Origin of the sequence: Parendozoicomonas verongulae (genome assembly GCF_009711465.1) — a bacterium.
Lineage (GTDB): Bacteria > Pseudomonadota > Gammaproteobacteria > Pseudomonadales > Endozoicomonadaceae > Sansalvadorimonas > Sansalvadorimonas verongulae.
The window spans coordinates 26,019-37,857 of the sequence record NZ_SMME01000840.1 but is presented as its reverse complement, the minus strand read 5'-3'; the positions used below and the strand labels follow the sequence as shown (position 1 = coordinate 37,857).

Sequence of the window (11,839 nt, the reverse complement as noted above, 5' to 3'; positions counted from 1 at the left end):
CTGCCGGGGGAAGGGGGCAATGGGGATATGGCTCCCGTCAGTGAAGAAGATGAGGCTGTATGGCGCTTTGCCCGGCAGCAGTTGAGTGACATCTCGGACGGCAAGGTGGGCTGGGAAAGGATTTTATCCGGTTCCGGGCTGGAGCTTTTGTATCAGGCCCACTGCGATAAGCGCGAACCCGCCATGGCAGCGCCGGATATTACCGCTCAGGCGCTGGATAACCCCCAGTCACTGTCAGGGCAGGTAGTCGAACACTTTTGTAAGCTGCTGGGGCAGTGTGCCGGAAACGCTGCGCTGGTTACCGGAGCCCGGAGTGGTGTTTATATTGCCGGTGGTATTATCCCGCGTATCATTGATCTGTTCATGAACAGCGGCTTCCGTTCAGCTTTTGAAGCGCGGGATAAAATGGCCCATTACATGGCGGATATTCCCACCTGGCTGATGCTGGCCGGGCATCCCGGTTTAACAGGCGCTGCCGCCTGGCTGAAAATGCACAGGCAGCAGCGGGAGGGTTAAACCTTTACCACCAGATTTCGCCCTGGGCACCGTAAGTCCAACCTTTAGTTTTATCGGCAAATGGAGTTCCGCCGATTTTCCCTTTAGAGTCTTTGTTCCACTTGGCATAGGTGCCAAAGACTCTGATTTGGGGGCGGGCCCAGTAGCCTGTTCCGGCAGACCATTGCTGGGCGAGGGTGATTTTGGTGAGATTGGAGTTTTTGAAGTCAGTGGGTTTGCCATTGTCGTCTTTATGTACAACACTCTTTTTGACCTTGTCGTACCCCAGCTCAAGAGCGGTACTCATTGTGTTATCCCAGAAGAAGACTGGGCGTATGCCGAAGGTTATCCAGTCCTGATCTTTTTTCTCAGTCTGTTTTTTGAAGTACAGTTTGCTGAAGCCTGCCACATATTGCATTTCAATGCTGTTACCAAGTTTGATTACCCCAGTATCTATAAAGCGGTAAAGCTTGTTTGTTTCCAGTGCGTCGAGGTTGGCGTATCCCAGACCGTTGGTGCCAAAGCCCCAGGCACTGCCGCTGTCCTTGGCATATTGCAGAATGAGTTGATTGGATCCTCCGAGAAACTCTGACTGGTTGTGGATGAAAGAGAGCATAAAGCCGCTTTTTTCGAGATCGCTTTTGCTGTATGTCTTAGTAATAGCTCTACCTGTGCTATCTTTTGTCTCTTTTTTACATATATTTTCTTCGCAGCTTTCATTGCAAACATCGCTTGCGGTAACAGTTTTCACGCCATATTGATTGAGAAAAACTTCCCCCAGACCATCACTAACATTTCCTGTGCTGTACTGTAAGGCAGCTGTTAGCTTTCCATTTTGATTGAGTTCTATATCTTCCAGTCGGAAATCAAGCACATCAAAAGCGATGCTGGCTTCCTTAGCATTTTTCATGTCTATGGCGCACTTTTTGGTTCGGTAATACTCATAAGTTTGAGTATTCCTCATCCAGGCCGCACTGAACTTGGCAAACCCCAAATCAAAATTTTCAGCCCCCGCACCCGGCCCCTGCATGCCCAGGTAGTAGAAGTCGGTCATATGGATGTCATGGCGCTTGTAATAGCGTTTTCCTACCCATAGGCTGGCTTCGGGAGCAAAGGGCAACACGCCTTCCCCTCGCACATTTAACTCTCTGAGTGCCGGCTCGCTGGCCTCCCAGTCCGTTTCCTGAGCAATGGAATAAGCCACCAGGCTTTGGAGGTAAAACTTTGAGGTATCATCTTCAAAGACTTTGCCCCCGAGGCCCAGTTCCACAAAGGTATCATTTTCGTTTCCCAGCCGGTATTTGTAGGGAACTCCTACAGCCGTGAAGGTCTCCTGTTTTCCACCTTCCGAGCTGTTGCCTATCCCGCTGCGTCCATAGCCGTTGAAGTTAAAATCTTCCACGCTCAGTGCCATACCTTCCAGAGGCATGGCCGCAAGGCAAAGCCCTCCGGTCAGGTTATACAGGGCTTTCAATGGGCCTGGAGATTTCTGAAAGCGGTGTTTGTTGTTCATCATGGGATACCTCTCTTTGATCAGGCCTGGCGTGTCAGGGTCAGGTTTTTGAAAAAGGCCTGATGGCCCTGGTCTTCAAAAATATCGCTCAGGGTTCTGCTCAGTTTGCGTTTCCAATTGGGGTATTCATCACTGGTTCCCGGAACATTCACCGGGGTGGTCATTTCGAGGAGGTCTTCCAGCTGCACAGTGACAATTCTTGAAGCGGTTTTGGCAAGGTAGTAGTGGATTTTTTCCATAAGGTCTCGTGAATAACCGAGGGTGGTTATATCATTGGGATCCACACCCCAAGGCCATTCGTCAATGTCTCCGAGGGTTTTTAGAAGGGCAATCTTTTCTTTGTGACGAGCCTTCTTCTCAGTGAGGGTTTTACCAGAGTCGTATATACCCAGTTGCTGGCGAAGATCGAGGTCATCACATTGCCACCAGGCTTTTAGCGTGGGAATATCGTGGTTTGAGATGCATGTCAGCGCACGCTTTTTGTAATCTTCCGGAGACTTGAACTGCTCTCCCATATTGGAGAACATGAGAACTTTCGTTGAGTAACAGTGAGCTGGAGGCAGACTGGATTCAATCTCCTCAGGCACAGTGCCCAGATCTTCTCCGAACACCAGACACTTGTGTCTATGACTTTCCAGCTTCAAAATTCCCAGCAAATCCTGAAAGGGAAAGTTCACGTAGGCTCCGTCACTGGCATGACCTCCCTGTGGACACCACCACTGACGCAGCAACCCCATAACATGGTCAATACGCAGAGCACCACAGGATGCCATGTTGGACTGTACCGTATCAATAAAAGGGGTATACAGGTTTCCCCTCAGAACAATCGGGTTTAAAGGAGGAAGGCCCCAGTTCTGCCCCTGGGGGGCTACCGGGTCAGGTGGCGCTCCAATCCCGGCCTGCAGGCAATACCCTTCTGGCTGGCTCCATACATCTGCTCCATTTTTATCAACGCCAACGGCCAGGTCACGGTAGATACCGATCTTCATACCTGCTTTCAGGGCGGCCTGCTGTGCCTCCATCAGTTGCGTTTCCGCCAGCCATTGCAGATAGATATAAAAATGAATCTTGTCTTTGTTTTTACGCTGAAAGGATTTTATTTTTGATCCCTCAGGGCTTTGGTACTCTTTTGGCCAGAAGGGCCAGCCCCAGCTGTCAGGATCTTCTTTTTTGAAATGTTCATAAAGGGCGTTATAGATGGCGTAACACTCAAGGTTTGCACCGCCACTTTTCCTGAACTTCTCAAAGGTTTTGAACCGCTCGCTTTTACTGGCTGCATGATGATCCTGGAAAAAGGCGAAAAGCTCCCTGAACAGGGTGTACTTCAGTTCGGTGGTTTGACTGTAATCAACATGGTCACTGTTTTGTAATTTTTTTAGCTGGCTTTGGAATGATTCCTGCCGGACTTTGTCCTGAATTTCAGTGCTTTCCAAAAATTCCGGGATGGCCATCACATCTATATAGAGAGGATTAATGAAGCTTTTCGTCGAAGGGCTGTAAGGGCTGCAGTGTTCCGGGTTATCCGGGAAGAGGGCATGAATAGGGTTTAGACCAATGACATCCGCCCCCTGAGCTGCCAGATGAACAGCCAGTGCCTTCAGGTCAGAAAAATCGCCTATTCCCCAGTTCTGGTCTGATCGGAGGGTGTAGAGCTGGATACTGCAGCCCCAGATTTTTGTGTTACCGTTACATTTTTCGTCAAAGAAATCAGGTTCGTAACAGGTTGAAGGTGTAATGATTAACCGACACTGGTACTCCTTTTTTCTGTGCGTCAAGGTGAGCTGGTGGTAACCAGGAGAAATGTCAGGCAGTGGCAGGTTCAGTTTTGCCATATCCTTCTTTCTGGTCGCCCTGGTCTCAAGTACAGGCAGTTCCTTAAGTTTGAATTCCAGGGGAATGGCCTTTTTATTATCCAGGGTGATGGAACCCTTCAAAGTATCGGTCAAGCGTGAAGCGGGAAGGTGTATGGGAATAGTGAATGGTTTACCTTTATGCTGAACGATAACCGGGGGGATAAGCTGGGACCAGTTCTGATCCAGAAAGCGTTCAATAGCCCGCTCCACTTTGGAGGCAGTTTTAATATCCAGCCCCAGAGCATTAAGCGCACAGACCCGAGCTTGTGTTTGAATCTCGGTGTCTGCTCCATTTGCGTCGATATATCCAGAGGGAACACCATAAAGGTTCGCGAGTTGTTCAACCTGTTCCTGATAAGACATGGCTTATTTACCTTGAAATCTTGCACCCTGACTAGAAAACTTCGGGCAAACCGGCTCGTGGGAACGCCGTCCCCTCTTCATTAAAAAGATGGCAACACTTGGGAGGAAGTGACACTGACAAGCTTTGGTCATGGGGTTTTGAGGTTATCTCCATGACTCTGATAATGATGGCTCCCAGGGCTGCCTCGTGGTGGCAGTAGATAAAGGATTCTGATCCCAGGAGTTCTTCTGCCACTATCTTTGTCAGGATTCTGTTTTTGCCTGACTCGTTATTGTCCATGGAGGAAAATTGCGCCGAGATATGTTCTGGTCTGATTCCGACAAAAACCTTATCACCAGCTTTAGCACTATGAGCATCGCAATTCACTTCGACTGTGTCCCCCGTTTTGAGCGTGATAACAGCCCTCTCAGTGCCACTGGATTCGAGGTGGCCATCAAGGAAGTTCATTTGGGGGGAGCCAATAAATCCTGCTACAAACATATTGGCCGGGCGGTTGTAAAGCTCCAGTGGCGGGCCGACCTGTTCCAGGTTTGTTGAATCTTTGGGCCCAAGAGGGCTGAGAACGACTATGCGATCTGCCAGAGTCATTGCCTCAACCTGGTCATGGGTGACATAGATGGATGTGGTTTTCAGGCGTCGATGCAACCCGGCCAGTTCCTGCCTCATCTGCACTCTCAGGGATACATCCAGATTGGACAGAGGCTCGTCAAAAAGAAATACAGAGGGTTGCTGGACAATGGATCGTCCTATAGCCACTCTCTGTCGCTGTCCTCCGGAGAGGGCTTTAGGCTTACGGGGAAGAAAGGTTTCCAGCTGCAGCATACGGGCGGCATCATTGACCCGCTGGTCAATCACGGACTCATCTGCTTTGGCGAGTTTCAGGCCAAAAGCCATGTTCTTCTCGACAGTCATATGGGGATAGAGGGCGTAAGACTGGAAAACCATGCCCACATGACGCTCATGGGGGGACAGATCGTTAACCCTCTCCCCTTTTATAGATAGCTCTCCGGACGTAATGTCCTCAAGGCCACAGATCATCCGCAACAGTGTTGATTTTCCACAACCGGATGGGCCGACAAAAGCTACGAATTCCCCATCATTGATAGAGAGGTTGACATCTTTGATTACCCAGGTTTTACCACCATCGTAACTCTTGGATATTCCGGATAGCTTAACTTCGGCCATAACTTTAACCCTTAACACCACCTGCAGTCAGTCCGCCGACAATCCATCGCTGGCACAATACAAAGATAATTGTGATAGGTAGACCGGACAGAATGGCTGCCGCGGCAAAGTCCCCCCAAAGATAATTCTGTGGGTTCAGGTATTGTCTTGAGCCAACGGCGAGAGTGAGTTTATCCATACTGTGCAGAAGGACGGAAGCAACCGGGTACTCACCGATTGCGGTAATAAAAGCAAGAATAAAAACAACGGCCAGGATTGGAACCGACAATGGCAAAAGCACCAGCCGGAAGGCCTGCCACGGCGTTGCGCCATCAATCGCCGCGGCTTCTTCGAGGGAGTTATCAATAGTCTCAAAGTAGCCCTTGATAAGCCAGATATGCAGGGCAAGCCCTCCGATATAGGAAATCGTCACAGCACTGAGGCTGTTCAGGCCCAGCCATGGCAGGTAGTGACCGATTTTCTCAAACAGGGCATGAATGGCTACCAGTGCCAGTACGGCGGGAAACATCTGCAGAATCATCATGGCCGTGAGCATATGCTCCCGAAAACGGAATCGCAGCCGGGCAAAGGCATAGGCGCTGGAGGTGGACAGTATCAGAATCAGGGCAGAACTGAAAAACGCGACTTTGATGGAATTCCACAACCAGGTCAGAACCGGAAAAAATGGTTCGGTTATAGACCCGTCAGCATTCACCCAGGGGATGCCAAGCGCAAGGGACCAATGCTCGAGAGACGGATTTTCCGGTATCAGCGAGCCGGTGGCAAAATTGCCTGCTCGAAAGGATATGGAAATGATCATAAAAAATGGGAACAAGGTAACCGCAAGAAATGCCCAGAGGCCGACTCTTGCGCACCAGACCCGATATTTAAGGTTGCGTGGTTGAACCATGGCCATGATGGAGGTCTCAAACGGATTGATACTTTTTGGTTGCCTGCAGGTTAAGCCAGGCAATCACACCAACGATCAGGAATATGATCGTTGCAATGGCTGAGGCCAGCCCGTAATCCTGACCGTAGGATCCAAATGCGAGCCTGAAGGTGTAGCTCACGAGAATATCCGTTGCCCCGGCCGGCGTTGTGGCTCCCAGCAGGTCTGGCCCACCATCGGTGAGCAGGGCAATCAGTACAAGATTGTTAAAGTTGAAAGCGAAGCTCGCGATCAGCAATGGCATTAAAGGTTTTAAGATCAGTGGAATGGTGATCTGAGTCAGATTCTGCCAGGGGCCGGCCCCGTCAATGGCAGAGGCTTCATACAGTGTATCGGGAATCGCTTTGAGCAGGCCAATGCTGAGAATCATTATGTAGGGATAGCCCAGCCATGTGTTCACCATCAACACCATGGTTTTCGCCAGTGTCGCATTGCTGAACCATTCCGGTTTGATGCCAAACAGTATATCCAGAAAAACATTGATTTCACCGAAATTCTGGTTAAACAGGCCTCGAAATATCAGGATGGATATAAACGCGGGAACAGCGTAAGGCAAGATAAGCAGTATGCGATAAATGCCGTTTCCTTTCAGGGGTTCCCATTGAATCAGACAGGCCATTAACAGGCCGACAATCAGAGTGAAAAGCACTGACAGACCTGCGAAGATAACCGTCCACAGAAATATTTTCAGAAAAGGCCCCTTAATGCCCGGGTTATTTAATATGTCATCAAAATTCTGCCAGCCGGTATAAGTCACAAACCCCGGGCCAATCTGATCACTGCCATCATGGGTGTACCGCCCGGTCTCCCAGTCGGGGTAGATAGTTTCCCCTGTTAACGTGTTTACCAGTGTGTCGTCTTTGTCGCTGGCAACATAAAGCGGGCTGGAGGCTTCAAACCGCCTTATTCCTGTCATAACCAGCTGGGAACCATCTGGTATTTTAACGGTGAGGTTGTAAAGGTGGTCGCGGTTTTTGATGACGTCCCTGAGGGGGAGGGGAGACACCCCCGTTTCTGTTGAAATGTCCGCTGATGCAAGACGAGCCTTGACGACTTTTGGGGCGGTTGGCTGACGGAAGGAGGCTGTCTTATAAACCTGATCATCCGGAGCTGTTAGCTGAAGATAGTACTTCTTGTCAGTCTTACCGCCTTTGTCTATGGCTTCGAACATCTGGAACTTGTAAATGCTGTCTCCTGTCGTATGCCGCTGGGCAAGGAGAATGTTTTTCACCCGCCCCTGGGAAAGCAGATTCGTTGAACTGAAATTGGTAAAAGCAATATTGACCGTATACAACAGTGGGAAAACGATAAATACCGCAACCCCCAGCAATCCGGGAAAAACATACCGGTAGCAGTAGGCTTTATGGCTGATGAAAACCCAACTGGCAGACACCGCAAGAATCAGCATGATCAGTGCAAAAGCAATTTCACCCTGCGCATACATAAGTGTAACGCCGTACAATATCAGCAGGTCGATAATGCCCAGCAGGGAAATGGCCAGCCATGGTCGGCCACTTCCTCTTTTTTGTACGCCAGTCATGATTCAATTCACAATACGTTTGGCAGCATCATCCAGCGCAGTAGAGTACTCCTGTCGCCCACTGGTAATATTGCGAAGAGCTGATTCCATAGCTGACCAGAATTTCCCCATCTCCGGAATGTTGGGCATCAGCATGCCCTGAACCACATTCTGATAAGTGGCAGCAATCCTGGGATCTTTTTTGAATTCCTGCATCAGGGTCATGTTGGCTACGACGCCTAGAGGGGTATCCTTGTTCATGGCTTTCAGTCCATCAACAGTCAGCAGGTAATTTTCAAGAAATTCCCGTGCCAGATCTTTGTTCTTACTGGCATTGTTCAGCGCGGCACCCCATACCCCAACAAAAGCCCGGGCGGGTTTGCCGTTGATTGTAGGCAGCGGCGCGACACCAAAGTTTACACCGCTTTTCTCAAGGTTGGCCCAGGCCCAGGGGCCGGTAACCATCATGGCTGTTTCCTGATTATTGAACGCGGACTCCATCACGCCATAATCCACCCCTCGCGGAGTCACGTTTTTATCAATCATATTCACCAGCATCTTCGCGCCAGCCTTGGCACCGGCATCGTTCACACCTGTGTGTTTGATGTCATACCCCTTAGCGGTTTTTTTAAAGATATAGCCGCCATCGGCTGCCAGCAAAGGCATGGTGAAATAGGGCTGAACCTGATCCCACATGATGGTGGTAATACCCTTGTCGCCTTTCTTGTCTTTGTCGGTCGGCGGGTAGCGGTTTGCCAGCTTTTTGGTAAGAGAGAACATCTCTTCATAAGACTTTGGCGGAGTAGGGAGAATATCCTTGTTATAAATAAGGCTTACAGCTTCCATGGAAATTGGAAAGCCGTAAATTTCGCCATTCCAGGTCATCGCATCCCAGGCGATGGGATTAATATTCTTTTTAAACCGCGTGGAAGGTTTTGCGGGAGCCAGAATGCCGCTCTTTGCCCACTCTCCATAGCGATCATGTGCCCAGAAGATGATATCAGGCCCTCCTCCAGAAGCGGCTGACTGCTGAAAGCGGTTGGTGACATTTTCGGGGATTTCTACCTTCACGGTGATACCAGTGTCTTCTGTAAAGCGCTCTCCGACTTCACGAATCCCATTGTAGGCTTTGTCACCGCCCACCCAGAGCAAGAGCTCGTCGCTCTTTGCAAATGTTGAGGAGGGGGGCATAGATACGGCTAAAAAAACAAGAGCACACAGGGATGCTATGACAACATTGCGTTTGGTGAACATACTGACTCCCGAGGACTATCTAGAGAAAACTTGCGTACTGCTCAGGACAGTTACGACAAAAAAACAAGGCATGAACCTGAATGTTTACATGTGACGGATGTCGTCTATATACAAGTTCAGTATCAGTATTTTTGCAAATAGTTTTCTTTTTCACCTTCACCCGACTCTCAACATTATACATGTGGCGAAGGTGAGAGAGGGGCACATCAGAGAGATCAGTTCATGCCTATCTCCAAAAGTCTCAGTCAAATTGACATTGAAAGCATACAGGCTTTGTCTGTTCAGCAGATTCAGGAACATATTCAGTATTACATTGAAAACACTCTGGGCATTGAGACCGAAGAGGCAGAAGCAAAGGATTACTGGGTTGCAGTGGAGTTGTTTTTACGCTCAATCAATCTCGATCGTGTCAGGGACACCCGGAGAAAGGAACGCGCTAAAGAAGCCAGGCGTATTTACTATCTCTCACTTGAGTTTCTGGTTGGTCGGCTTGAGGGGGATATGCTCCGCAATATGGGGCTCTATGACAAGACAGGAGAAGCCCTTGCAAATATGGGGCAGAATCTTGGGGATGTATTGGAATGTGAACCTGATCTTGCACTGGGAAACGGAGGTCTGGGGCGTCTGGCGGCCTGTTTTATGGACTCGTTGGCAACCTTGGGAATACCCGCTTTTGGTTATGGCATCAATTACCGGTTTGGTCTTTTCAAGCAGAGCTTTGTGGGGGGCAAGCAAGTTGAAAGTCCTGATCCATGGCGTGAAAGTGGCTTTCCCTGGGGACGGGAGCGACAGAAACGCAGGCAGACTGTCAAACTCTATGGCCGCATTGAGGAACATAATAACAAAGTCAGCTGGACAAATACGGCAGAAATTACCGGTGTGCCGTGGGATATTCCTGTTACCGGGTTTGAAACTGACTGGGTCAATACCCTCAGGCTCTGGGAGGGGAAAGCAGAAGAAGGTTTCGATCTGAATCGCTTTGAAGAGGGGCGTTACAGCGACTCGCGGAAAAAGGAAATTGTGGCGGAAACTCTCAGTCAGGTGCTTTATCCAAACGATAACCACCCGGAAGGGAAAGAGCTGAGGCTTATCCAGCAGTATTTTTTTGTGGCGTGCTCTCTTGCGGATATTGTGAACCGATATCGAAAAGAGACACTCGCTGGTGGGCCGGAAAGCGAAAACAAGAGCGCTGCAGCATTGTTCGACAACTTTGCAGATAAGGTCACTATTCAGCTGAATGATACCCATCCCGCTCTGGCGGTAGCAGAGTTGATGCGCATACTCATGGATGAAGAAGATATAGCATTTCTGGATGCTCTATCCATCTGTCGTCATGTCATTTGCTATACACAGCATACACTCCTGCCTGAAGCACTGGAAAAATGGCCACAGGATCTTTTTATCAGAGTGTTGCCCCGCCACTTGAAAATTATCCACCAGATTAACAGCCACTTTCTTCATGAAGAAGTTGAGCGGCGGTGGCCGGGTGACAATATGATGAAGAGGCGGCTCTCCATTATTGAAGAACCGAGCAGTTCATGGGAAAAGCCTATGGTCAGAATGGCTTATCTGGCCATGATTGGAAGTCGAAGTGTCAATGGTGTTGCAAAAGTGCACAGTAATCTTATGAAGACTGATCTATTCCCTGGTTTCCATGCTCTCTGGCCTCATAAGATTGTGAACGTTACCAATGGTGTGACACCAAGACGCTGGCTGGCTGGCTGCAATCCCGGTTTAGCGAAGCTGATAGACGAGACTGTTGATGGAAACTGGCGCAAAGATCTTAATCTGTTGAGTGGCCTGAAAGACTATGCAACAGACACTGCATTTCAGGAAAAATACTCCGCTATAAAACACTCTAATAAAGAAGTTTTGGCAAAGACTATTCAATCGGAGTGTGGGTTCAGAGTGAATCCGGATGCCATTTTCGATGTTCAGATTAAAAGGCTTCACGAATACAAACGGCAACATCTGAACTTGCTGTATATTATGACGGAATATCGAAGAATTCTTGAGAATCCAGATCTTGATTATGTACCCAGAGTCTTTATTTTTGGGGCTAAAGCCGCTCAGGGATATGCACTGGCCAAAACAATTATCTATGCCATCAATTCGGTTGCAAAGCGAATTAACAATGACCGGCGGATAAAAGACAAACTCAAGGTTGTTTTTTTACCCAATTACAGAGTCACCCTGGCAGAAAAAATCATACCGGCCGCTGATGTGTCCCAGCAAATCTCTACAGCGGGTTTTGAGGCGTCAGGAACCGGTAATATGAAACTGGCTCTGAACGGGGCTTTGACATTGGGAACCCTGGATGGGGCCAACATTGAAATGGCAGAAGCGGTAGGCAGCGAAAACCTGTTTATCTTTGGCATGACCGTTGAGGAAGTGAAAGCGCTCCGTGATCAGGGATACTACCCCGAAGATATTTACAACAATAATCCGGAAATAAAAGCAGTGTGTGACTGGCTGGCTTCAGGTGATCTTAGCCCCGAAGAGCCAGAAGCCTTCAGACCTCTGGTTAATAATCTGAAAGAGTCCGACTACTTTATGGTACTGGCCGATTATCAGGCTTACAGCAAGGCTCAGAACGACATTGCACAGGTATGGCGCAGTCCCGAACTCTGGTGGAAAAAGGCTATTTTGAATACGGCCTGTATGGGACATTTTTCATCGGATAGATCCATGCAGGATTATGGCAAATTGGTTTGGGGTCTGCTCTGAT

8 protein-coding genes are annotated in these 11,839 nt (G+C 49.0%); 2 read left to right on the top strand and 6 right to left on the bottom strand.

Annotated features, from left to right (window positions below):
- Positions 1 to 516: glucokinase (locus E1189_RS13210; protein WP_196221414.1), on the top strand; the 516-nt coding region annotated here is incomplete at its 5' end.
- Between the two features lie 4 nt (positions 517 to 520).
- Here E1189_RS13210 and E1189_RS13205 read toward each other — a convergent pair.
- From E1189_RS13205 to malE, 6 genes are read right to left on the bottom strand one after another with little or no spacing between them, the layout of a single operon-like run.
- Positions 521 to 2,011, bottom strand: a complete 1,491-nt coding sequence (locus E1189_RS13205; RefSeq protein ID WP_155160798.1) for a maltoporin — start codon at positions 2,009 to 2,011, stop codon at positions 521 to 523.
- 17 nt (positions 2,012 to 2,028) lie between these two features.
- Positions 2,029 to 4,224, bottom strand: a complete 2,196-nt coding sequence (gene malQ / locus E1189_RS13200) for a 4-alpha-glucanotransferase (protein ID WP_155160797.1) — start codon at positions 4,222 to 4,224, stop codon at positions 2,029 to 2,031.
- Between the two features lie 31 nt (positions 4,225 to 4,255).
- Entirely contained in the window at positions 4,256 to 5,410 is a 1,155-nt protein-coding gene (locus tag E1189_RS13195; RefSeq protein ID WP_155160796.1) for an ABC transporter ATP-binding protein, read from the bottom strand.
- A 4-nt stretch (positions 5,411 to 5,414) separates the two neighbouring features.
- Positions 5,415 to 6,299, bottom strand: a complete 885-nt coding sequence (gene malG / locus E1189_RS13190; RefSeq protein WP_230460384.1) for a maltose ABC transporter permease MalG — start codon at positions 6,297 to 6,299, stop codon at positions 5,415 to 5,417.
- A 16-nt stretch (positions 6,300 to 6,315) separates the two neighbouring features.
- Positions 6,316 to 7,878 (bottom strand): maltose ABC transporter permease MalF, encoded by a 1,563-nt coding sequence (malF, locus tag E1189_RS13185; protein ID WP_155160794.1) that lies wholly within the window; start codon positions 7,876 to 7,878, stop codon positions 6,316 to 6,318.
- A gap of 3 nt (positions 7,879 to 7,881) precedes the next feature.
- Positions 7,882 to 9,111: a maltose/maltodextrin ABC transporter substrate-binding protein MalE gene (gene malE / locus E1189_RS13180; protein ID WP_155160793.1), complete on the bottom strand. Its 1,230-nt coding sequence runs from the start codon at positions 9,109 to 9,111 to the stop codon at positions 7,882 to 7,884.
- A gap of 222 nt (positions 9,112 to 9,333) precedes the next feature.
- Between malE and E1189_RS13175 the strand changes: the two genes are divergently transcribed.
- Positions 9,334 to 11,838, top strand: coding sequence for a glycogen/starch/alpha-glucan phosphorylase (locus E1189_RS13175; protein ID WP_155160792.1), 2,505 nt, complete (start codon positions 9,334 to 9,336; stop codon positions 11,836 to 11,838).
- Position 11,839 lies beyond the last annotated feature (1 nt).